This window comes from Pseudomonas sp. CGJS7 (assembly GCF_036961695.1).
The window spans coordinates 1-20,798 of the sequence record NZ_JBAMDI010000051.1; the positions used below are offsets into that span (position 1 = coordinate 1).

Consider the following 20,798-nt stretch of genomic DNA (forward strand, 5'->3'; position numbering starts at 1 on the left):
GCAACGCGGCCCCGGTTTACTTCGGTGTGCCGTGCACCACGCCAGCGGTGTTATCCAGCAGGCTCTTGGTCGCCGTCTGGATATACGCTTCCAGCTTCTTGAGCATTTCCGGCTGGTCCGGGCTTTCGATCAGTTCGGCCTTGAACTCGCTGCCCAACTGGTAGCGGTACATCCGCGGGCTCATGTCCTTGGACTCGATCAGGATACGGTCACCCTGCACCAGCCCGACAATCTGCTCGCTGCCCGACGGCTTGATCATGCCCACGCCCTGGTCACCCTCGGGCAGGTTGAGCAGGTCACGCCCCCAGCACTGGTGGCGAGCCTTGCCACCCAGGCGGCCCATGATGGTCGGCACGATGTCGACCTGGGTACCCACGGTGTGGTTCACCGCACCGAACTTCTCCTGAATGCCCGGGGCAATCAGCAGCAGCGGTACGTTGAAGCGGCCCAGGTCCAGCTCGGTAACCTGCTGGTGGTTGCCAAAGCCATGGTCACCGACGATGACGAACAGGGTTTCCTTGAAGTAAGGCTCCTTACGCGCCTTCTCGAAGAACTGGCCCAGCGCCCAGTCCGAATAACGCATGGCGGTCAGGTGCTCGTCCAGACGGCCCTGGCCGGTAACCTTCTCAACCGGCAAGTCCTTCGGCAGGGCATACGGCGTGTGGTTGGACAGCGTCTGCAGCAGCGCGTAGATCGGCTTCTTGCCATCGTGCCTGGCCAGCTCTTCGTTGCCCCGGTCGAACATGTCCTGGTCGGAAACCCCCCAGGTCGGGTCGGAGAACACCGGGTTGACGAAGTCATTACGGCCGATGAAGGTGGTCATCCCCTGGTTGCCGAAGAACCCGGACTGGTTGTCCCAGGCAAAGTCGCCGTTGTAGACGTACACGTCGTCGTAGTCACGGGCGCTGAGCAGGGCCGGCAGGCCCGACAGCTTATGGCCGCCTTCCGGGGTCTGCATCAGGTATTCGAAACCTGGCAGGTTGGGGAAGCAGGCCATGGTGGCGAACATGCCCTGGTGGGTATGGGTGCCGTTGGAGAAGAAGCGGTCGAACAGCAGGCCTTCTTTGGCCAGCTTGTCGAAGTACGGGGTGATGTTGTTGGGGCTGCCAAGCGCACCTACCGAGTGGCCGGCGAAGCTTTCCATCAGGATCACCACCACGTTCTTGATCGGCAGGGTACGGTCAGCTGGCGGCACAAAGTCACGGCGGATGGCGGCTTCGTCGGCGTCGACCAGTGTGTCGTGGGCGGTCAGCAGTTGCTCACGCACACTTTGCGTGGCCACGTCCTGCTGCAGGACTGGCTTCCAGATGTTGGCACGGTCCTCGCCAAAGCGGCTCTTGGCGGCGTCGATCAGGGTCAGGGTGCCGTTCAGGCCCAGCTGGTTGACGAAGTTGGAGTCAGTGGTAAAGGCATCACCCCAGCGCATCGGCGGGCCCTGGCGCAGGGTGCCACGGGCAGCGGCCACGGCCACCAGCAGGATCACCATGAATACCGCCAGGCGCTTGTACCACGGGGCAACGCGGTGCAGGCCTTCGGCGCGGGTAGCGCGATCGATACCTTTGAACAGCAGGCTCAGCAGCCAGGTACCGAAGGCCCAGGCCAGCAGGTAGCGAACCACCGGGAAACCGTACCAGAGCATGCTCATGACGGTTTTCGGGTCTTCCTTGATGTACTGGAACACCAGGCCGTTGAGGCGCTGGTGGAACTCGCGGTAGAAGTCCATTTCCATCAGGCCGAGGAACATCACCACGCTCGAAGCGAGGGTCAGCCAGAAACGGAACACGCCACGCCGGGCCATGGCCCAGGGGCTGAGCATGGCCAGCAGCAGGGGGATGCTGATGTACACCACCACCCGCAGGTCGAAGCGCAAGCCGTTGAGGAAGCCTTCGGCGACCGTCGAATAAGGGGTATCGCCGACCATGTCGTTGTTGTAAGCCAGCAGCGCCAGGCGCACCAGGCTGAGCATCAGCATGATCACCAGGCCGCTGAGCAGCGTGTAGGCCAGGTGGGATTTCAGGGTCGGCGAAAATGACGTTCGCGCGCCCTGTTGCTTCAAGGCGTCGGAGGTAGCCATGAATGGGAAGGTCCTAGGATTGCGGTTTGCGAAGAGGCGATGGCGCTAGGCCAACGCAGCATTATGCGGGTGCGGATTCTGTTTAAACCAATGTGAAAATTTTGTCACGTCCCTATTACTGGCTATGTCAGTACCGCGCTTAGAGCCGCACATTCCCCCGCGGCCCGGCAATCGCCCAGATCACCAGCCCCACCACCGGTAGCAAGGCGATCAACAAGATCCACAACACCTTGATGCCCACCTCGCTGCCACTCTTGATCACGTTGAGAATGGCCCAGATATCCAGCGCCAGAATGATCAGCCCGACCAGGCTGTTGAAGGTAGATCCCATGTCTGAATTCCTGTCCAGAGGCTTTGCTGCACAGCATAGTCAGCTATCGCGCCAATAGAAGGGAATCCTTGGCGGATGTCGCAGGTCCCTCGGTAGACTGACTGCATTCACTGATTCGAGGTTTGTATGCCACCTACCCATAGCCAAAGCGCCGCCCCACCTTCACTGCTGCAGGCCTGGCGCCAACAGGCCATCGATACCCCCTGGCTCAGTGCCGGCCTGGGGCTGAGCCTGCTGGCGGTGTGCGTGCTGCTGGCCGCCAGCCTCTGGAACGCGGTGAACGGCGACCATGCCGAAAACCTGCACCTGGCCATGCTGGGCGGGTTGTCGGGCTTTGGCGCCACCGCACTGGGCGCCGTGCTGGCGGTGGTGCTGCGCGATGTCAACGCGCGCACCCAGGATGTGATGCTGGGCTTTGCTGCCGGCATGATGCTGGCAGCCAGTTCGTTTTCGCTGATTCTGCCGGGCCTGGAGGCTGCCCGCGAGATCACGGGCAACGGCCCGGCCGCCGCGTTTACCGTGGTGCTGGGCATGGGCCTGGGTGTGCTGCTGATGCTGGGCCTGGACCGCTTCACCCCGCATGAACACGAAAGCACCGGCCCGTGCGGGCCCGAAGCCGAGCGCATCAGCCGGGTGTGGCTGTTTGTGCTGGCGATTACCCTGCACAACCTGCCTGAAGGCATGGCGATTGGCGTGAGCTTTGCCAATGGCGACATGAACATCGGCCTGCCGCTGACCAGTGCCATCGCCATCCAGGACATCCCCGAGGGGCTGGCCGTGGCACTGGCCTTGCGCGCCACAGGGCTTTCCAACCTGAAGGCCGCGTTGGTGGCGATAGGGTCGGGCCTGATGGAGCCGCTAGGGGCGGTGATCGGGCTGGGGATTTCTACCGGCTTTGCCCTCGCCTACCCGATCAGCATGGGGCTGGCGGCAGGGGCGATGATCTTTGTGGTCAGCCACGAGGTGATCCCCGAAACCCACCGCAACGGGCACCAGACAGCGGCGACCCTGGGGTTGATGGGCGGGTTTGCGGTGATGATGTTTCTCGACACTGCGCTGGGCTGAAGATTGATGTTTCGTGAGCCGGCCTCTTCGCGGGCTCGCCCGCTCCCACAGGGTTATCACAGGGCCTGATGCGCTGGAGTACCTGAGGGAGCGGGCATGCCCGCGAACAAGCAATCACTGGTATCAGATGTGGACGGCGACTTTCAAAGCCTCCAGCGCCGGCTCGACCTTGATGCCCAGCGCTGCACCCAGCTCCATTACCCGTGCCAGGTCCTGCTGCCCCACCATGACCATCTGCAGCTCGTCATCCAGCAACTGGCTGAAGTTGAGCAGCACATAACCACCCGCCTCCTTGTTCAGCGCGCCCATCTGCACCTGGATACGGTTGAGCGCGGTCAGTGGCTCGGTACGGGCCAGTTGCTTGGGCTTGAGGGTAAACGGCACGCTGTTGTCGAACGAATCACTGATCTGCTGGAACAGCGCCTGATAGCTGTCGGCCTGGAACACCACGGTATCCGGCAGGCTGCCCAGCACCACCCATTCGCCCAGGGGAATCGGGAAAGTGTCGTCGTAGTTGATGTCGGGGTTGGCGACCAGGAAGGCGACAGGGTCGGCGTAGGCCTGGGCGGCCTCGTCGGCGATACGCTCGATATCTGCCTCACGCATGCAGCCGGCGCCAATGAGGCTGATGAATTCGAGCAACTGAGTTTTCATGAAAGGGGGCCTGCGACGGGTGAAAAGTCGCCAAGGATAGCCGCAAATGCCCCCAGGCGGTTAGCCGGCCAGCACTTGCAGGCGCGCGGCGGTGTCTGCTGCGCCCATGGTTTGCGCCGCCATCAGGGCGGTGATGCCACGGGCATCCTGGTGCGCCGGATCGGCCCCTTGTGCCAGCAGGTAGTCGAGGATTTCGCTGCGGTTGAACATGGCCGCCAACATCAGCGCGGTGCGACCGTCCTGCGCGGCGGCATCCACCGGCACGCCATGCTCCACCAGCAGGCGAATCATCGCCAGGTCCCCTTTGAATGCGGCACCGGCAATCGGCAGCTGGCCATTGTCGTTGGCAATCAGCGGATCGGCACCTTGCGCCAGCAGCACGCGCACCGCCTCGTGGTGGCCGTGGTAGCTGGCCAGCATCAGCAGGGTATCGCCCTTGTGGTTACGCAGGTTGGCCGGCAGGCCGCTGGCAAGCAGGCGCCCGAGCATGTCGGCGTCGCCCTGGCGGGCACGTTCGAACACCTGCTCGGCGAACACAGCGGTTTCGTCATCGGTCATGGTGGCGGGTGCGGCTTGGCTGGACATAGGGAACCTCCTGGCATAATTAATGGCCCAAGTGTTCGTCAGGCATGCCATTGCGGTCAAAGGTTCAGATTCTATAAGGCCGATAGGCAAACCCTGACCCGTGCAAAATGCACTGTGCAAAATGCACGACCGTGCAGCCTGCACGATGCCGCTTCTGCAAATCCCCCGTAACCGCCTGTATTTACTAGGTTTTTCGCTAAACAGGATTCTGGCACGGTCACTGCAACCATCAACTCATGTCTGCCACACAACAGCCAGGAGTTGATATGGACCTCATCCAGCAAAAGTTCGCATCGGTATTTTCGGCCTATCAGGTGAATACCAAAGCCCGGCCCGATGGCGGTGTACTGCTTACCCTGCGCGCAGCGGATGGCAAGGTTACCCGCCGGGTGCTGACCTATGGGCAACTGCACAGTGCCGAACAGTTGTCCTGGGCGATCAGTGCCATCCGTCGTGACCTGGCTGAAGAGGCCAGTGAATTGCCGGTGATCTCGATGCTGCAAAGCCAGCAGCGGTTTGCACTGCCGACCTATCGTTGAGATTTGTGTCGCCTGACCTGGCTTCTTCGCGGGTAAACCCGCTCCTACGACCGACGGTTGCGCCGCCCTTGGCATCGCGCAGTCAATGTAGGAGCGGGTTCACCCGCGAAGAGGCCGGCAATGCCATTACAACTCGTCGATCCCCAGAAACGCCCGTGCCGTTACATCCCCGGTAAACCGCGCCTGCATGCCCTGCTCGCTGCCATACAAGCGCAACGCCAGGCAAAACGGTGTATCACCCAACTCAACCCAACGCCGCGTCCCGGCCGGCACCAGCAGCTGGTCACCCTTCTCGCACAGCACTGAATACACCCAGTCCCCCAGCCGCAGGCCAACCTGCGCCCGCCCGCTGACCACGGCAAACAGCTCGTCGGCATCATGCACATGTTCATCACGCACATCGACCTGTGCCGGGTCTTCACCGTCGCGGTTGAGCAGCGCGAAGGCCTTGCTGCCATGCGCCGTCATCAACTCATCCAGATACGCGCGGCAAACCTCCAGCACCTCGTCCTGGGCCGTGCCCGGGCGCACCCGCAGGCCAGGTTCGGCATGCACAAAGCGCACGCCCTGCTCGGCCAACGTAGCGGCGATGTCGTCGTGGTGAGTCAGCACCTTGTTCGGCAGTGCCGGGCTGGCGGGGTGGAAAACGCTGAGAATGCTCATCAGGGGCGGGTCCTGGTCGGTTGCGAACAAAGGGCAATGATAACGGCTGCGGCCAAGGCTGCGGCACTGGCCATACCAAAGGTGAAGGTGGGGCCCAGCAGCTTCCAGCTGTAGCCTGAGTACAGCGCCCCCAGCGCACCGCCGGTCCCCGACAGCGCTGCGTAAAGCGCCTGGCCCTGGCCCTGCTGGCGGGCGCCGAAGCTGGCCTGGACGAAAGCGATGCTGGCGGCATGGAAGCAGCCGAAGGTGGCCGCGTGCAGCAGCTGGGCGAAGATCAGTACTGCCGGCTCCTGCGCCAGGTTACCCAGCAGCAGCCAGCGCAATGCCGCCAGCAGGAAGCTGACCAACAACACGCGCTGCACGCTGAAACGAGCGAACAGGCGGCTCATGACCATGAACATCAGCACCTCGGCCACCACCCCAAGCGCCCATAGAAGGCCGATGGCACCGCGCGTGTAGCCCAAGTGCTCCAGGTGCAGGGTAAGGAAGGTGTAGTACGGCCCGTGGCTGAGCTGCATCAGGGCCACGCACACGTAGAACGCGATCACCCCCGGGGCACGCAACTGCTGCAGGAAGCCCCCCGTGCCGCTGCGCCCGCCCTGCTCCACCGGCTGGGCATTGGGCACCCACAGGCTGGCGGCGACGATGCCGGCCATGATCGTGACCAGCGCCACCGGGTAGATGTCCAGGCTCAACCATTCGAACAAGCGGCCCAGGCCAACCACGGTGAGGATGAAACCGATCGAACCCCACAGACGTACCTGGCTGTAGCGCGACGTCTGCCCATGCAGGTGGGCCAGGGTGATGACCTCGAACTGCGGCAGCACCGCATGCCAGAAAAACGCATGCAGGGCCATCACCAGCGCCAGCCAGGCGTAGCTTTTGCCGAAGAAGATCAGGGCGAAGGTGGCCAGGGTGCACAGCGCGCCAAGGCGGACGATCAACAGGCGCTGGCCCGTGCGATCGCCCAGCCAGCCCCACAGGTTGGGGGCCACGCAGCGCATCAGCATGGGGATGGCCACCAGCTCGCCGATGCGCGCCGGGGAAAAGCCCAGGTGGTCGAAGTACAGCGCCAGGAACGGTGCGGTGGAGCCCAGCAGGGCGAAGTAGAACAGGTAGAAGCTGGACAGGCGCCAGTAGGGGATGGGTTGCATGGGGTGGCCTTGTGGGGACCTGGGCCGGCCTCTTCGCGGGTGAACCCGCTCCTACGCGGATTTCACCCTGTCACTGCACCTGAGGGCAGTGATATCCCAATGTAGGAGCGGGTTTACCCGCGAAGAGGCCGGCGCAGTTGGATCAGCGCTGGCCCAGCACCGGGGTATTCACTTGCACATCGGCATTCTGCGAACGGTGGCGCAGCAGGTGGTCCATCAACGCGATGGCCATCATCGCCTCGGCAATCGGCGTGGCACGGATGCCCACGCACGGGTCGTGGCGGCCCTTGGTGATGACGTCCACCGGGTTGCCATCGACATCGATCGAGCGGCCCGGGGTGGTGATGCTGGAAGTGGGCTTCAGTGCCAGGTGGGCAACGATCGGCTGGCCCGAGGAAATACCGCCCAGAATGCCGCCCGCGTTGTTGCTGAGGAAGCCTTCCGGGGTCAGCTCGTCCCGGTGCTCGGTGCCGCGCTGGGCCACACTGGCGAAACCGGCGCCGATTTCCACGCCCTTGACCGCGTTGATGCTCATCAGCGCATGGGCCAGCTCTGCATCCAGGCGGTCGAAGATCGGCTCGCCCAGCCCGGGCATCACGCCTTCTGCGACCACGGTGATCTTGGCGCCCACCGAATCCTGGTCTCGGCGCAGCTGGTCCATGTAGGCCTCCAGCTCAGGTACTTTGTCCGGATCGGGGCTGAAGAAGGCGTTCTGCTCCACCGACTCCCAGGTCTTGAACGGGATTTCGATCGGGCCCAGCTGGCTCATGTAGCCACGCACGGTGATGCCCTGGGTGGCCAGGAACTTCTTGGCGATAGCACCGGCGGCCACGCGCATGGCGGTTTCACGGGCGGAGCTGCGGCCGCCGCCGCGGTAGTCGCGGATACCGTACTTGTGGTGGTAGGTGTAGTCGGCGTGGGCCGGGCGGAACAGGTCCTTGATGGCCGAGTAGTCCTTGGACTTCTGATCGGTGTTGCGGATCAGCAGGCCGATCGAGCAGCCGGTGGTGCGGCCTTCGAACACGCCGGAAAGGATTTCCACCTCGTCGGCTTCCTGGCGCTGGGTGGTGTGCCGGCTGGTGCCGGGCTTGCGCCGGTCAAGGTCGTGCTGCAGGTCGGCGAGGGAAATTTCCAGGCCCGGAGGGCATCCATCGACAATGGCGACCAACGCCGGGCCATGGCTCTCGCCAGCGGTGGTGACAGTGAACAGCTTGCCGTAGGTATTGCCGGACATGGACGCTCCGCGAGTTCTGCCTGAAATGGACGAAAGCAGCAGTATACAGATGGTTTGATCGCCTGTGCGGGCCTCTTCGCGGGCATGCCCGCTCCCACAGGATCACCACAGATCCAAATGCTGTGAAATACCTGTGGGAGCGGGCGTGCCCGCGAAAGGGCCGAACCTGCAATTCGCCCCCCAGAACCTTCCTGCGAACATTGGGTCAAACCCACATCTCCCCATGTAGTACCGCATGATGTCGCGCCTCGTCGCCTTGCTCTTCCTGCTGTGCACCGGCCTGGCCCAGGCCGCCGCCCCCACTGTACTGCAACGCCCGATCGACCTGGACACCGGCCAGGGCGTGCTGCACGGCAGCCTGCTGCTGCCGCAACAGGCCACCCCGCCGCCAGTGGTGCTGATCATCGCCGGCTCCGGCCCCACCGACCGCGACGGCAACAACCCGGCTTCGGGCCGGGTCGACAACCTGAAGCGCCTGGCCCTGCTGCTGGCCAACGAACACATTGCCAGCGTGCGTTACGACAAACGCGGGGTGGCCGCCAGCCAGCCGGCCACGCCTGACGAGCGTGACCTCAGCGTGGAGCGCTATGTGGCCGATGTGGTCGCCTGGAGCCACAAGCTCAAAGCCGACCCGCGCTTCGGCCCGCTGATCCTGATTGGCCACAGCGAAGGCGCACTGATTGCCAGCCTGGCCGCCGAGCAGGCGGGCGCCAGCGCAGTCATCACCCTGGCCGGCAGCGGCCGGCCGCTGGCCGAGGTGCTGCACGAACAACTGGCCCAGCGCCTGCCGCCCGCGCAACTGGCCGGTGGCAGCGCCCTGCTCGACCGCCTGCAGGCCGGGCAGACCAGCCTGGATGTACCTGCGCCGTTGCGCCAGGTGTTTCGCCCCAGCGTGCAGCCGTACCTGATTTCGCTGTTCCAGCAAAACCCGGCAGCCGCCTTTGCCCGCCTGCCCATGCCCGCGCTGATCGTGCAGGGGCGCAACGACGTGCAGGTGGACGTGGCCGACGCCCAACGGCTGAAAGCGGCCAAGCCAGATGCACAACTGGTCCTGATCGATGGCATGAACCACATGCTGCGCATCAGCCCCAAGGGCATGAGCCAGCAGCGCGACAGCTACCTCAACCCCGAGCTGCCGCTGGCGCGGGAGCTGGGCGAGCGAATTGTGACGTTCATCCAGCATTTGCCTTCGGCGTAGGTCAAACAGGCTCAGGTCTCAGCCATGCCTGCCGATACAGCAGGCATAGCTGAGGACAAGCCCTGATGACCACCTCCCCCACCGCCGTCGAGCCGGCCGAAGAACCCCAGGAAATCCCCGCCCTGCCCTGGGCCGAGCTGACCGCCGAACATTTCCAGCTGCTACGCCTGGCAGCACTGCCGACCGACCGCAGCACCGGCGCGCGGCCGCTGCGTTTTGTGCAGTTCGGCTATGCCGAGCGCCATGACAAGGCACACAGCCTGCTGCGCATGGAAATCCAGTTGCCTGGGCAGAAAGTGCACAAAGAGCAGAACCGCCTGGACATCCGCGTCGACCATGCCGAGCGCCTGGTGCGCATTGGCAATGAACATGGCCTGCAACTGGAACCGGTGAACCGTGGCATCGGCCGTTTCATGCTGGCCCAGGCCGCTCAGTGGTTGCAGCGCAAGTGGTCGCACTACCGGGTGGAAGGCATGGCGCTGCCGAGCAAGGACGCCCTGAACGAGGACTCACGCCTGCGCCGAGACCAGTGCTTGCGCGGGGTGGGTATCGAGGTGCAGTACGAGGACAGCCAGCACCTGAAGGGCCGTATCGCGGATATGACAGTGGGCCAGCTGAAGGCCGCCTGGAGCAGCGAGCGCCTGCAGCGGGTGGAGATTCTGGATGCCGCCAACCTGCTGCAGCAGGCTGACCAGCAACTGCAGGAAAAGGAAGGGCAACTGCGCGAGCGGGATGAGCGCGTGGCCAAATACCAGCGCGAAGACGGCGGATTGCGTTTCACCATTACCTGCCTGGTGGCGTTTGCCGTGTTCCAGGCAGGGCTGTTGATCTGGATTGCTACCCGCTAAGACCGCATCAGTTGGTGGAGACTGGGGCCGCTTCGCGACACAAGGCCGCTTGTGTCTTGCTCAATTTCTAAAAGTTGGCACGATTCGTGTGGGAGCGGGCTTGCCCGCGAACACGGGCGAAGCCCGTGCCATCCACCGCGGTGTATTCTTCGCGGGTAAACCCACACGGATAACGCTTGTGTCGCGATGGGCTGCATAGCAGCCCCAAACAGCCTAAACGCGGGCCTTGAACAATTCCTGATGCTGGCGGCACTGCTCAGCGGTGAGCATGAACACCCCATGCCCGCCACGCTCGAATTCCAGCCAGGCAAAGTCCACCTCGGGGTACAACGCCTCGACATGCACCTGGCTGTTGCCCACTTCGACAATCAGCAATCCCTTCTCGGTCAGGTGGTCAGCCGCTTCGGCCAGCATCCGCCGTACCAGGTCCAGGCCGTCGCTGCCGCAGGCCAGGCCCAGCTCGGGCTCATGGTGGTACTCGGCCGGCATGTCGTCGAAGTCTTCGGCATCGACATACGGCGGGTTGGACAGGATCAGGTCGAAACGCTGCCCCGGCAAACCGCCAAAGCCATCGCCCTGCACAGTGTACACGCGCCCGTCCAGGCCATGGCGCTCGATGTTCTGGTTGGCCACTTCAAGGGCCTGGAACGACAGGTCGGCCAACACCACCTCGGCCTCGGGGAACACGTCGGCGGCGACGATGCCGATGCAACCCGACCCCGTGCACAGGTCCAGAATGCGCGCCGGCTCGCTGGCCAGCCACGGCTCGAAACGTTTTTCGATCAGCTCACCAATGGGCGAACGCGGTACCAGCACCCGCTCGTCGACGATGAACGACATGCCGCAGAACCAGGCCTCGCCCAGCAGGTAGGCGGCCGGTACACGTTCTTCGATACGGCGTTTGAGCAGGTGCTGAAGGCGTACCCGCTCATCGTCCTCGAGCATGCAGTCCAGGTAGCTGTCGGCCACCTCCCATGGCAGGTGCACCGCACCCAGCACCAGCAGGCGGGCTTCGTCCCAGGCGTTGTCGGCACCGTGACCGAAGAACAGATCATGCTCGTGGAAGCGGCTGACCGCCCAGCGGATGTAGTCGCGCAGCGTGCGCAGACGGGATGTGATCACGGGGTACTCCTATTTTCAGACCGGACAAAAGTCTAACAGCCCCACCCGCACATTTGTTCCTTTGCGTTGCCCAAAGGCTAGCCACAGGCCAGTAACCACGCCGCTTGCGTTGTCAACCATTCCCATTGGCGCCAAGGCAGGGGAGAATAGGTATACAAAAGCCCTATCCAAGGAGCCCTTGATGTCCGTTCCAACCACGATGTTTCGCCTCACTGGCCGCGACTATCCGCCGGCCAAGCTGAGCCACGCCAGCCTGATCATCATCGATGCACAAAAGGAGTACCTCAGTGGTCCCCTGAAGCTGTCGGGCATGGACGAGGCCGTGGCCAACATCGCCAGGTTGCTCGACGCCGCCCGTAAAAGCGGCCGTCCGATCATCCATGTTCGCCACCTGGGCACTGTTGGTGGCCGTTTCGACCCCCAAGGGCCGGCTGGCCAGTTCATTCCGGGGCTGGAGCCGCTGGAAGGTGAAATCGTCATCGAAAAGCGCATGCCCAATGCGTTCAAGAACACCAAGCTGCACGAAACATTGCAGGAGCTGGGCCACCTGGACCTGATCGTCTGTGGTTTCATGAGCCATTCCAGCGTCAGCACCACCGTTCGCCGCGCCAAGGACTATGGTTATCGGTGCACCCTGGTAGAAGACGCGTCGGCCACCCGCGACCTGGCATTCAAGGACGGCGTCATTCCGGCCGCGCAGATTCACCAGTGCGAAATGGCCGTGATGGCTGACAACTTCGCTTGCGTGGCCCCCACCGCCAGCCTGATCTGAGCGGCTTGCAGGACCGCCCGGCAGCCGGGCGGAACCCGATGGGCAGCAGCAGGTCGAATTCCGGATATCCACCGAGGAGAGCGGAATGAAGCTTAAAGGCAGTTTCGACGCCAAGCGCCTGCGCCCGCGCGAACCGCGTAACTGGGGCGCCCGCCTGGCGGCCGGCCTGTCGGCCCTGCTGGCGACGCTGGGCGTATTGCTGGCCATGGCCGGCGTCGCCGGGCTGCTGGGCAACTACCCTGCCCTGCAGGAACTGAATGCCAACAAACCGTTGTCCGGCACCCTGACCGTGGCGGGCCTGGTATTGCTATGGCTGGGTGTGCGCTTCTGGCGGCGCAGCCGTATCCGCTTGCGCCGCGGGCGGGAGCTTAACCTGTCGCCGCACCTGATGAAGAAGCACGATTGATGGTTTTGCGTAACCTGTGCGGGCCTCTTCGCGGGTAAACCCGCTCCTACAGGTACCCCGCCGCCTTCAGGCTCTGTGACATCCCGGTAGGAGCGGGTTCACCCGCGAAGAGGCCCGCACAGGCTGCCCCGGCAACTCATGCAGTGAAGCTGAAATCCTCGGGGGCGCTGCGCACCCCTTTCGCGACACAAGGCCCACCCCGATCGCATCGGCCTGAAGCCATGTGCAATCCCCGTAGGAGCGGGTTCACCCGCGAAGAGGCCCGCACAGGCTGCACACGGCCCCACAGTCGCGTAAACTACGCCGCCTACGTGGAGGCATCATGCAAGACGACGATTTTTCCCTGTTCAAGGCCGAAGTGCGCGGCGTAAAGCCGATCCGCCACGACCGTGCCGACGTCGGCAAGCCCAAGGCCGACCGCCAGAAGCTGGCCGGCCTGCGCCAGGCGGCGACCGTGCGCAGTGACAAGGCTTTGGTCATCGATGGCATGTCCGACCAGTTCGTCATCGACGTAGGCGCCGAAGACGAGCTGATGTGGCGCCGCGATGGCGTGCAGGAAGGCCAGCTGCGCAAGCTGAAGCTGGGGCAGATTCCGTTCGAGGGCAGCCTCGACCTGCACGGCATGACGGTGGAAAAGGCCCGCGAAACCTTGTGGGACTTCATCGCCGAAGCCACCAAACTGGAGGTGCGCTGCGTGCGGGTGACCCACGGCAAGGCCGCGCGCCTGGACGGCAAGCGCCCGATGATCAAAAGCCACGTCAACACCTGGCTACGCCAGCACCCGCAAGTGCTCGGTTTTGCCTCGTGCAGTGCCCGCCACGGCGGCACCGGCGCGGTGTATGTGATGCTGAAGCGAACCATGCTCGAAGGCCGCGACGAGTAACGCCGCGCTTGCAGCGCCGCCCTCACCGCCGTACCCTTCGTTTTTGCGATTTTTTCCCACAGGTAGATCCATGTCCCTGGAACAGAACTACACCGAGATCCTCAGCCAGATTGGCGAGGACGTCTCCCGTGAGGGCCTGCTCGACACGCCCAAGCGGGCTGCAAAGGCGATGAAGTACCTTTGCCGCGGTTATGAGCAAACACTGGAAGAAGTCACCAACAACGCTTTGTTCAGCTCTGACAACAGCGAAATGGTGCTGGTCCGGGACATCGAGCTGTATTCGATGTGCGAACACCACATGCTGCCGTTCATTGGCAAGGCACACGTTGCCTACCTGCCGAAGGGCAAGGTACTGGGCCTGTCCAAGGTGGCACGTATCGTCGACATGTACGCCCGCCGCCTGCAGATCCAGGAAAACCTCAGCCGCCAGATCGCCGAAGCCGTGCAGCAGGTAACCGGTGCCGCGGGTGTAGCCGTGGTGGTCGAAGCCAAGCACATGTGCATGATGATGCGCGGTGTCGAGAAGCAGAATTCGACCATGATCACCTCGGTGATGCTGGGTGAGTTCCGCGACAACGCCGCCACCCGTAGCGAGTTCCTCAGCCTGATCAAGTGATTGGTTGCTGACCCCGAGCCGACCCTTCAAGGTCGGCTTTTGCATTTCAGGAGTTGCCCATGATCGTCAAAGCCCTGCGGGTTGGCCTCGGCCAGCTCATCGTCTTCGGTGACTGGATCAGCCGCCCGGCCAAGCGCAAACGCGACGCCGCCGCCCAGGCCCGCATCGAGCAAGCGGCCAAGGGGCTGGCGCTGTACCAGTTCCACGCCTGCCCGTTCTGCGTCAAAACCCGCCGCACCCTGCACCGGTTGAACGTGCCGGTGGCGCTGCGCGACGCCAAGAACGACCCGGTGCACCGCCAGGCCCTGCAAGAAGGTGGCGGCCGGGTGAAAGTGCCATGCCTGCGCATTGAAGAAGCCGGCAAGGTGACCTGGATGTATGAGTCCAAGGCAATCATCGCTTACCTGGATGAGCGGTTTGCCGCCATCTGACTGACGCTGCAGATCCCTTGCGGGAGCGGGCGAGCCCGCGAAGCAGGCACCGCGGTGGTTGGCACGGGCTGCGCCCGTGTTCGCGGGCACGCCCGCTCCCACAAGCCTGGAAAACAGGTCGGTTTTCAGCCCACCATCGGCACATGCCGCGGGTGGCTGCTGACCCGCTCAAGCCAGGCCCTTACCGCCGGATACTCTGCCAGGTCGAACCCGCCCTGCTGCGCCACATGGGTGTAGGCATACAGCGCCACATCGGCAATCGAGTACTGCTCACCCACCAGGTAAGGCGTCATCTGCAACTGTCGCTCCATCACCTTCAGCGCCTTGTAGCCGCCCTTGTGCAACTTGCGGTACTCGTCCAGGCGCTCGTCCGGCAGCCCCAGGTAGAACTGGATGAACCGCGCCACGGCAATGTACGGCTCATGGCTGTACTGCTCGAAAAACTGCCACTGCAGCACCTGGGTACGCAGGCGCGGTTCGCTGGGCAGGAACTCGCTGCCATCGGCCAGGTAGTTGAGAATGGCGTTGGACTCCCACAGGTAGCTACCGTCTTCCAGTTCCAGCACCGGTACCTTGCCGTTAGGGTTCATCGCCAGAAACTCGGGCGTTTCGGTCTCACCCTTGAGAATGTCCACCGGGTGCCATTCATACGGCCGGCCCAGCAGGCTCAACATGAGCTTGACCTTGTAACAGTTACCCGACTGGTAGTCGCCATAAACCTTGTACATCGACCCTCCCTGCAAAGCAGTTTCGCAATTGCGCCCAATATTTGGCGACTGTACGGCTAAAAGCAATGGCCGCTGTATGGCAAGGATCAACCTTGCTCGCTGTAGTCTGAAAAAACTGCTTACACCTTTACAAGGATTTTGTTCATGACCGATGCCACTTCCGCACGCCTGCGGCCCCTGGCAGACACCTCCCCCTCGGCGGTGGTCGCCGGCTTCATTGCCATGCTCACCGGCTATACCAGTTCGCTGGTGCTGATGTTCCAGGCCGGCCAGGCGGCCGGGCTGACCACCGCGCAGATCTCGTCCTGGATCTGGGCGCTGTCGATCGGCATGGCGGTATGCAGCATCGGCCTGTCGCTACGCTACCGCACACCGATCACCGTCGCCTGGTCCACCCCCGGCGCGGCGCTGCTGATCACCAGCCTGGGTGGGGTCAGCTATGGCGAAGCCATTGGCGCCTACATCACCTGCGCCTTGCTAGTGCTGGTGTGCGGCCTGACCGGCAGCTTCGAGCGCCTGGTCAAACGCATCCCGGCCTCGCTGGCCTCGGCACTGCTGGCGGGCATCCTGTTCAAGATCGGCAGCGAAATCTTCGTGGCAGCGCAGCACCGCACGCTGCTGGTGCTGGGCATGTTCTTCAGCTATCTGCTGGTCAAGCGCCTGTCGCCGCGTTATTGCGTGCTGGCCGCGCTGCTGGTGGGCACGGCATTGTCCGGCGCGTTGGGCCTGCTGGACTTCAGCGGCTTCCACCTGGAAGTGGCCAAGCCGGTGTGGACCACCCCAAGCTTCTCGCTGGCGGCAACCATCAGCATCGGCATTCCGCTGTTCGTGGTGGCCATGACCTCACAGAACATGCCCGGCGTGGCCGTCCTGCGTGCCGACGGCTACCAGGTACCGGCCTCGCCGCTGATTTCGGCCACTGGCTTTGCCTCGCTGCTGCTGGCGCCGTTCGGCTCGCACGGGGTCAACCTGGCGGCGATCAGCGCGGCGATCTGCACCGGGCCGCATGCCCATGAAGACCCGGGCAAACGCTACACCGCGGCGGTGTGGTGCGGGATTTTCTACGGCATTGCCGGGGTATTCGGGGCCACCTTGGCGGCACTGTTCGCGGCATTGCCGAAAGAACTGGTGCTGTCGATTGCGGCACTGGCGCTGTTTGGTTCGATCATGAACGGTTTGACCGTGGCCATGAACGAGGCGCGCGAGCGGGAGGCAGCAGTGATCACCTTTATGGTGACCGCTTCGGGGCTGACCTTGTTCTCGATTGGCTCAGCGTTCTGGGGGATTGTGGCGGGGGTGTTGGCTTTGGTGATTCTTAACCCGCGTAGGGGGTGAGGGTTGTTGTTGCCTGGGGTGGCCTATTCGCGGGTAAACCCGCTCCTACGACGGGAAATCACAAAACCCGCGAATGGGCCGCCCCTGGCAACGAGATTACAACCTGAAATGCCCCACCATGCCCTTCAAATCGGTGCCCAGCTGCGCCAGCTCGACACTGGACCGGGCATTGTCCTGCATCGCCAATGCCGCCTGGTCCGCACTGCCGCGAATCTGCGTGACACTGCGGCTGATCTCTTCCGCCACCGAACTCTGCTGCTCGGCGGCTGCGGCAATCTGCTGGTTCATCTGCTGAATCAATGACACCGCTGCGGCAATGCTGCCCAGCGCACTCTCGGTCTGCAGTGCATCGGCCACGGCCAGCCGCACCAGCTCGGTACTGCCGCGGATCTGCGCCACTGACTGTTGGGCATTGCCGCGCAGGCTGGCCACCAAGGTCTCGATCTGCTCGGTGGATTGCCGGGTACGCCGCGCCAGCGCGCGCACTTCATCGGCCACCACGGCAAAGCCGCGCCCCTGCTCGCCGGCGCGGGCAGCCTCGATGGCGGCATTCAGCGCCAGCAGGTTGGTTTGCTCGGCCACGCTCTTGATCACTTCCAGCACGTCACCGATGGTGTGGATTTCGGCACTGAGGCTGTCGATGCCGGCGCTGGCAGCTTCTGCCGCCGACGCCAGCTGCTCGATGCGCTGCATGCTCTGGCGCACCACCTGCTGGCCGGTGTCGACCTTCTCGTCCGCGGCCTGGGCCGCCTGCGCCGCCTCCTCGGCATTGCGCGCCACATCGTGCACGGTGGCAGTCATCTGCTGCATGGCGGTCGCCACCTGTTCGGTTTCCTCCTTCTGGCTGCCCACCTCGCGGTTGGTCTGCTCAGTCACCGTCGACAACGCCTGGGCGCTGCCGGCCAATTGTTCGATACCCTGCTGCAAGCCACTGACAATGCTCGAGAGCCCCGCCGCCATCTGCTGCATGGCCTGCATCAGTTGCCCCACCTCATCCCGGCGCGGCGCCTGGGCGTCGAAGCCCAGTTCACCCGCCGCAATGCGCTGGGCGCGGGCGATCACATGCTTCAACGGGCCGACCACAGCGCGGGTAATCAGCCAGGCCGCCAACACGCCGACAAGCAACGCCAGCGCCGTGGCCAGGCCGATGGCGATGGCATTGCGCTGCAGCTCGCCTTGCAGGGCCTGCTCCTGCCCAAGATAGGCTTGGTCGACACGCCCGGTAACCCGCTCGGCGCTGGCTTGCAACTGCGCCTTAAGCCCCTGCTCGCGGGCCAGCTGGTCGGTGTATTCGTTGAGTTTTTCCGAGAAACTGCCAATGTGCCCCGCCACTTCGCCCAACACACTCTGGTAACCGGCATCGCCAACCGCGCCTTGCAACTGGCTGACCAGGCCAGCGGCCTCCACCGCCTGGGCAATACGCTCCTGGCTCACACCCTCCTCGCCCTTGCGGCTTTTTTCCAGGCGTACCCGTGCTTCGTCCATGGCCTGCAGCATCAGCCGCGACACCTGGGCCACCTGCGCGGCTTGCTCAAGAAACTCGCCACCCTGCTGGCCCTGGGACTGCTTGAGGGTGTACACGCCGTCATCGGCTAGGCCGGCCTGCAGCACATCAAGGTTGTTGGACACGTTGGACACCGACCAGCTGGCCATGTCCAGCGCCAGCTCCTTGGCTTGCACGGCCTCGACAAAGGCTTCGAATGCCTGGCCATAGGCGGCGAGATCGGTTTGCGCCGCCGCCAACGCCGGCAGGCCCCGGGCGCGTTCGACCAAACCCTGCAGGCCGCCACGCAAAGCGTCGGCCTGCTGCATGTCGGAGCGCAGGGCAAACGCCTGCTCATGCTCGCGCAAGCGCAGCAAGTCGGTATTGAACTGGGCCAGCTGACGCAAGCTGTCGAAGCGCTGGCCAACGCTTTGCAACGCCACGACGCCGATAGCCGCCACCGCCAGCGTCAGCAGCAGCACCAAGGCAAAGCCCAGGCCAAGTTTGCGGGCCATGCCCAGGTTGGCCAGCACACCGTGCTTGCTCGTGCCCATCACCGATCCCCTTTCAGCCAGTGAGGTTATCCCGAAGGCTAAGGGTGGCAACGTTATCTGCCAATGAACAAGGGCCTGGCGTCAGAATAGTGTCAAATAGCTATGTCTTGTCGTTTTTGGCTGCAAAAGGGTCGCTTTCAGTGCCAGCTGTAAAAGATATCACTAGGCCATCAATGATAGCCCGTCCCTCAACCTGCGACGGCACCTGCCCATATTAAATCGACGCAAGTGAAACATTCATTTATTCCAATCCACACTTTATCGAACACTATTGACGCCATTAAATTTGCGCCAAAAGTGGGGTATTGAAATTTTTTTAAACACCCCTGCACACAATAAAAACGTCGCTATCGTGATCGGTAACTGGCCCGTTCTCCGGACCTGCAGTGCACCCTGGAGTTTGCAATGAAAACAGCCATGTTTACTGCTGTGGTCACCCCGTTGCTGCTGTTTACTGTGCCAACCGTTGGCTATGCCGAAACTTCCACCGCCCCGTTGTTCACCCTTGGCCTACAAGGGAGCTACACCCAACTGGAACTCAACGGCCGTAATAATGAAACCGAAGATATGCCCGAAGGTGGCTTATTCATCAACTTCGGCAACAAGATGACGGCCAGGCAAGGCCTTGTCTACCAGGCCGAGGCCAGTGGCATGTACTCGAAACAGCATGACCAGAAGCTCAAGGACGGCCAGGCCGACCTGGACCTGGGTTGGCGGTTGGCGCTGGCCGAACGGCATTCAGTCGACCTGCTGCTGGGCGCCGGTTACAAATGGAACCGGTTGGAACCCAATACCAGCCGCCATGATATCGACCTTACCAACCGCACGCCGTTCGCCAAACTGGCGGCGGGGTACAATTACCGCTTCAATAATGCCACCTTGCGTTTCGAAGCGGGCATACGCCAGGTTATCAATGGCGATTCGCAATTGAAAATACATGGCATCAGCAACGAAGAGGTTGATTTGAAAGATACCACCAACCCCTTTGCCGAACTTAGCGTGCTGTTCAACCAACACGGTACTGTGCCGGTATACGCTTCGCTTTACTTCAGCCGCTACAACTATGAACTGGACGGGCAGTTCCTGATGACCGACTCGGACGAACAAACCCGTGACGAGTATGGCCTGAAAATAGGCGTCAGCTTTTAGCCGGGTGACCGGCTGGCTGCCCGGCTTGCTCAGAACGGCCTGGGCACGACCCTCCTGTCCATGCGCGACATCGTAGGGTTTGGCCTGGTGGTCGCATTTGTCAGGGGCGGGCTTGCCCACGAAGCAGCCCGCACGGCATCCACTCAGATCGCCGTAGCCCCACCATCCACCGTCAGGCAATGCCCGGTGGTAAACGCCGCGCCGTCACTGCACAGGTACAGCACGGCGCTGGCGATTTCCTCGACCTTGCCAATGCGCCCTACCGGGTGCATGGCTGCGGCGAACTCGGCCTTGCGCGGGTCGGCCTGGTAGGCGCGGCGGAACATGTCGGTGTCGATCACGGCCGGGCACACGGCGTTCACGCGGATGCCCTTCTTGGCGTACTCGATGGCCGCCGATTTGGTCAGGCCGATAACCGCATGCTTGCTGGCGCTGTAGATGCTCATCTTCGGCGCTGCCCCAAGCCCCGCCACCGACGCGGTATTGACGATGGCCCCACCGCCTTGGGCCAGCAACAAGGGCAACTGATACTTCATGCACAACCACACGCCCTTCACGTTCACGCCCATGATGGCATCGAACTCCGCTTCGCTGCCTTCGGCCAGGCGGTGTTGCTCGATCTCGATCCCGGCGTTGTTGAAGGCGTAGTCCAGCCGGCCATATGCGGCAATCAGGCGCTCATGCAACTGGCGCACTTCGGCGTCGCGGGTCACGTCGCAGGCAATGAACAGCGCTTCGCCGCCCGCCGCGTGGATCTGCGCCACGGTGGCCTCGCCGCCGACCGGGTCGAGGTCGGCCACCACCACTTTCATGCCCTCGTGGGCGAACGCCAGGGCGGTTGCCCGGCCGATGCCGGCAGCCGCGCCGGTCACCAGGGCTACCTGGCCAGAAAAGGTCATGCTCATCGCGTGCTCCTGTGAGGGTTGGGGTGGGGTTCAGAGCATAGTCAGCCACCACTCGGCCGGGCAGCATCA

Annotated in this window: 22 protein-coding genes and 1 pseudogene; 11 read left to right on the top strand and 12 right to left on the bottom strand. The window is 63.2% G+C overall.

Annotation, left to right across the window (positions count from 1 at the left end):
* Positions 1–16 precede the first annotated feature (16 nt).
* Both V7787_RS26780 and V7787_RS26785 read right to left on the bottom strand, forming a co-directional pair.
* Positions 17–2,074: an LTA synthase family protein gene (locus V7787_RS26780; RefSeq protein ID WP_336090277.1), complete on the bottom strand. Its 2,058-nt coding sequence runs from the start codon at positions 2,072–2,074 to the stop codon at positions 17–19.
* Between the two features lie 139 nt (positions 2,075–2,213).
* Positions 2,214–2,405: a PLDc N-terminal domain-containing protein gene (locus V7787_RS26785; protein ID WP_003252818.1), complete on the bottom strand. Its 192-nt coding sequence runs from the start codon at positions 2,403–2,405 to the stop codon at positions 2,214–2,216.
* Positions 2,406–2,531: 126 nt separating this feature from the next.
* On the opposite strand from V7787_RS26785, the gene V7787_RS26790 reads away from it, so the two are divergent.
* On the top strand, positions 2,532–3,470 hold the full coding sequence (locus tag V7787_RS26790; RefSeq protein WP_064492977.1) for a ZIP family metal transporter: 939 nt from the start codon (positions 2,532–2,534) through the stop codon (positions 3,468–3,470).
* Positions 3,471–3,593: 123 nt separating this feature from the next.
* Here V7787_RS26790 and V7787_RS26795 read toward each other — a convergent pair whose 3' ends face one another.
* Entirely contained in the window at positions 3,594–4,124 is a 531-nt protein-coding gene (locus V7787_RS26795; RefSeq protein WP_336090282.1) for a hypothetical protein, read from the bottom strand.
* A 60-nt stretch (positions 4,125–4,184) separates the two neighbouring features.
* Positions 4,185–4,709, bottom strand: coding sequence for an ankyrin repeat domain-containing protein (locus tag V7787_RS26800; protein WP_336090284.1), 525 nt, complete (start codon positions 4,707–4,709; stop codon positions 4,185–4,187).
* A 266-nt stretch (positions 4,710–4,975) separates the two neighbouring features.
* On the opposite strand from V7787_RS26800, the gene V7787_RS26805 reads away from it, so the two are divergent.
* Complete coding sequence (locus V7787_RS26805) at positions 4,976–5,248, top strand: DUF3509 domain-containing protein (protein ID WP_003252809.1); 273 nt, start codon at positions 4,976–4,978, stop codon at positions 5,246–5,248.
* Positions 5,249–5,374: 126 nt separating this feature from the next.
* On the opposite strand, the gene V7787_RS26810 is transcribed toward V7787_RS26805, so the two are convergent.
* The 3 genes from V7787_RS26810 to aroC all read right to left on the bottom strand — a co-directional run bounded on the left by V7787_RS26810 (position 5,375) and on the right by aroC (position 8,299).
* Positions 5,375–5,911, bottom strand: coding sequence for an oxidase (locus V7787_RS26810; RefSeq protein ID WP_064492978.1), 537 nt, complete (start codon positions 5,909–5,911; stop codon positions 5,375–5,377).
* A complete protein-coding gene (locus V7787_RS26815; RefSeq protein ID WP_020192206.1) occupies positions 5,911–7,065 on the bottom strand; it encodes an MFS transporter in 1,155 nt (384 codons plus the stop codon). The genes V7787_RS26810 and V7787_RS26815 overlap by 1 nt, the downstream gene beginning before the upstream one ends.
* Before the next feature lie 142 nt (positions 7,066–7,207).
* A complete protein-coding gene (gene aroC, locus V7787_RS26820) occupies positions 7,208–8,299 on the bottom strand; it encodes a chorismate synthase (protein ID WP_336090286.1) in 1,092 nt (363 codons plus the stop codon).
* Positions 8,300–8,534: 235 nt separating this feature from the next.
* Between aroC and V7787_RS26825 the strand changes: the two genes are divergently transcribed.
* Together V7787_RS26825 and V7787_RS26830 are read left to right on the top strand one after the other, a co-directional pair.
* Positions 8,535–9,497, top strand: coding sequence for an alpha/beta hydrolase (locus V7787_RS26825; RefSeq protein WP_064492980.1), 963 nt, complete (start codon positions 8,535–8,537; stop codon positions 9,495–9,497).
* Between the two features lie 65 nt (positions 9,498–9,562).
* A complete protein-coding gene (locus V7787_RS26830; protein ID WP_020193726.1) occupies positions 9,563–10,345 on the top strand; it encodes a hypothetical protein in 783 nt (260 codons plus the stop codon).
* Positions 10,346–10,558: 213 nt separating this feature from the next.
* Here the strand turns inward: V7787_RS26830 and prmB are convergent, their stop codons facing one another.
* Positions 10,559–11,467, bottom strand: a complete 909-nt coding sequence (gene prmB, locus V7787_RS26835; RefSeq protein WP_020190530.1) for a 50S ribosomal protein L3 N(5)-glutamine methyltransferase — start codon at positions 11,465–11,467, stop codon at positions 10,559–10,561.
* 181 nt (positions 11,468–11,648) lie between these two features.
* Between prmB and V7787_RS26840 the strand changes: the two genes are divergently transcribed.
* From V7787_RS26840 to V7787_RS26860, 5 genes are all read left to right on the top strand, one after another.
* Positions 11,649–12,239, top strand: coding sequence for a cysteine hydrolase family protein (locus tag V7787_RS26840; RefSeq protein ID WP_003252796.1), 591 nt, complete (start codon positions 11,649–11,651; stop codon positions 12,237–12,239).
* 85 nt (positions 12,240–12,324) lie between these two features.
* Positions 12,325–12,645, top strand: coding sequence for a hypothetical protein (locus tag V7787_RS26845; protein ID WP_020190529.1), 321 nt, complete (start codon positions 12,325–12,327; stop codon positions 12,643–12,645).
* Between the two features lie 322 nt (positions 12,646–12,967).
* The gene (locus V7787_RS26850; RefSeq protein WP_019437969.1) at positions 12,968–13,528 is read left to right on the top strand and encodes a Smr/MutS family protein; all 561 of its coding nucleotides are present in this window, start codon (positions 12,968–12,970) and stop codon (positions 13,526–13,528) included.
* A gap of 70 nt (positions 13,529–13,598) precedes the next feature.
* Positions 13,599–14,144 carry a GTP cyclohydrolase I FolE gene (gene folE / locus V7787_RS26855; protein ID WP_003252789.1) on the top strand — a complete coding sequence of 182 codons (546 nt, stop codon included), beginning with the start codon at positions 13,599–13,601 and terminating at the stop codon, positions 14,142–14,144.
* 59 nt (positions 14,145–14,203) lie between these two features.
* Complete coding sequence (locus V7787_RS26860) at positions 14,204–14,575, top strand: glutaredoxin family protein (RefSeq protein WP_010952857.1); 372 nt, start codon at positions 14,204–14,206, stop codon at positions 14,573–14,575.
* 125 nt (positions 14,576–14,700) lie between these two features.
* Here the strand turns inward: V7787_RS26860 and V7787_RS26865 are convergent, their stop codons facing one another.
* A complete protein-coding gene (locus tag V7787_RS26865; RefSeq protein WP_104887197.1) occupies positions 14,701–15,303 on the bottom strand; it encodes a glutathione S-transferase family protein in 603 nt (200 codons plus the stop codon).
* Between the two features lie 144 nt (positions 15,304–15,447).
* Here V7787_RS26865 and V7787_RS26870 point away from each other — a divergent pair, with 144 nt between their 5' ends.
* On the top strand, positions 15,448–16,638 hold the full coding sequence (locus V7787_RS26870) for a benzoate/H(+) symporter BenE family transporter (RefSeq protein WP_104887196.1): 1,191 nt from the start codon (positions 15,448–15,450) through the stop codon (positions 16,636–16,638).
* Between the two features lie 96 nt (positions 16,639–16,734).
* Here the strand turns inward: V7787_RS26870 and V7787_RS53155 are convergent, their stop codons facing one another.
* Positions 16,735–17,616, bottom strand: coding sequence for a methyl-accepting chemotaxis protein (locus tag V7787_RS53155; protein WP_442965332.1), 882 nt, complete (start codon positions 17,614–17,616; stop codon positions 16,735–16,737).
* Between the two features lie 27 nt (positions 17,617–17,643).
* Positions 17,644–18,675 (bottom strand): annotated as a pseudogene (locus V7787_RS53160) (methyl-accepting chemotaxis protein); the annotation flags it as partial.
* Between the two features lie 405 nt (positions 18,676–19,080).
* Here V7787_RS53160 and V7787_RS26880 point away from each other — a divergent pair.
* A complete protein-coding gene (locus tag V7787_RS26880; RefSeq protein WP_064491200.1) occupies positions 19,081–19,824 on the top strand; it encodes a hypothetical protein in 744 nt (247 codons plus the stop codon).
* 143 nt (positions 19,825–19,967) lie between these two features.
* Here the strand turns inward: V7787_RS26880 and V7787_RS26885 are convergent, their stop codons facing one another.
* Positions 19,968–20,729 carry an SDR family oxidoreductase gene (locus V7787_RS26885; protein ID WP_064491201.1) on the bottom strand — a complete coding sequence of 254 codons (762 nt, stop codon included), beginning with the start codon at positions 20,727–20,729 and terminating at the stop codon, positions 19,968–19,970.
* Between the last annotated feature and the right edge of the window lie 69 nt (positions 20,730–20,798).

What these genes read in the sequence shown, in the direction of transcription:
- folE (WP_003252789.1), top strand. Translation starts at nt 13,599, where the DNA reads ATGTCCCTGGAACAGAACTACACCGAGATCCTCAGCCAGATTGGCGAG.
- V7787_RS26780 (WP_336090277.1), bottom strand. Translation starts at nt 2,074, where the DNA reads ATGGCTACCTCCGACGCCTTGAAGCAACAGGGCGCGCGAACGTCATTT.
- V7787_RS26800 (WP_336090284.1), bottom strand. Translation starts at nt 4,709, where the DNA reads ATGTCCAGCCAAGCCGCACCCGCCACCATGACCGATGACGAAACCGCT.
- V7787_RS53155 (WP_442965332.1), bottom strand. Translation starts at nt 17,616, where the DNA reads ATGCAGGCCATGCAGCAGATGGCGGCGGGGCTCTCGAGCATTGTCAGT.
- V7787_RS26860 (WP_010952857.1), top strand. Translation starts at nt 14,204, where the DNA reads ATGATCGTCAAAGCCCTGCGGGTTGGCCTCGGCCAGCTCATCGTCTTC.
- V7787_RS26870 (WP_104887196.1), top strand. Translation starts at nt 15,448, where the DNA reads ATGACCGATGCCACTTCCGCACGCCTGCGGCCCCTGGCAGACACCTCC.
- V7787_RS26850 (WP_019437969.1), top strand. Translation starts at nt 12,968, where the DNA reads ATGCAAGACGACGATTTTTCCCTGTTCAAGGCCGAAGTGCGCGGCGTA.
- V7787_RS26830 (WP_020193726.1), top strand. Translation starts at nt 9,563, where the DNA reads ATGACCACCTCCCCCACCGCCGTCGAGCCGGCCGAAGAACCCCAGGAA.
- V7787_RS26825 (WP_064492980.1), top strand. Translation starts at nt 8,535, where the DNA reads ATGATGTCGCGCCTCGTCGCCTTGCTCTTCCTGCTGTGCACCGGCCTG.
- V7787_RS26810 (WP_064492978.1), bottom strand. Translation starts at nt 5,911, where the DNA reads ATGAGCATTCTCAGCGTTTTCCACCCCGCCAGCCCGGCACTGCCGAAC.
- V7787_RS26790 (WP_064492977.1), top strand. Translation starts at nt 2,532, where the DNA reads ATGCCACCTACCCATAGCCAAAGCGCCGCCCCACCTTCACTGCTGCAG.
- V7787_RS26805 (WP_003252809.1), top strand. Translation starts at nt 4,976, where the DNA reads ATGGACCTCATCCAGCAAAAGTTCGCATCGGTATTTTCGGCCTATCAG.
- V7787_RS26845 (WP_020190529.1), top strand. Translation starts at nt 12,325, where the DNA reads ATGAAGCTTAAAGGCAGTTTCGACGCCAAGCGCCTGCGCCCGCGCGAA.
- aroC (WP_336090286.1), bottom strand. Translation starts at nt 8,299, where the DNA reads ATGTCCGGCAATACCTACGGCAAGCTGTTCACTGTCACCACCGCTGGC.
- V7787_RS26795 (WP_336090282.1), bottom strand. Translation starts at nt 4,124, where the DNA reads ATGAAAACTCAGTTGCTCGAATTCATCAGCCTCATTGGCGCCGGCTGC.
- V7787_RS26865 (WP_104887197.1), bottom strand. Translation starts at nt 15,303, where the DNA reads ATGTACAAGGTTTATGGCGACTACCAGTCGGGTAACTGTTACAAGGTC.
- V7787_RS26880 (WP_064491200.1), top strand. Translation starts at nt 19,081, where the DNA reads ATGAAAACAGCCATGTTTACTGCTGTGGTCACCCCGTTGCTGCTGTTT.
- V7787_RS26885 (WP_064491201.1), bottom strand. Translation starts at nt 20,729, where the DNA reads ATGAGCATGACCTTTTCTGGCCAGGTAGCCCTGGTGACCGGCGCGGCT.
- V7787_RS26815 (WP_020192206.1), bottom strand. Translation starts at nt 7,065, where the DNA reads ATGCAACCCATCCCCTACTGGCGCCTGTCCAGCTTCTACCTGTTCTAC.
- V7787_RS26840 (WP_003252796.1), top strand. Translation starts at nt 11,649, where the DNA reads ATGTCCGTTCCAACCACGATGTTTCGCCTCACTGGCCGCGACTATCCG.
- V7787_RS26785 (WP_003252818.1), bottom strand. Translation starts at nt 2,405, where the DNA reads ATGGGATCTACCTTCAACAGCCTGGTCGGGCTGATCATTCTGGCGCTG.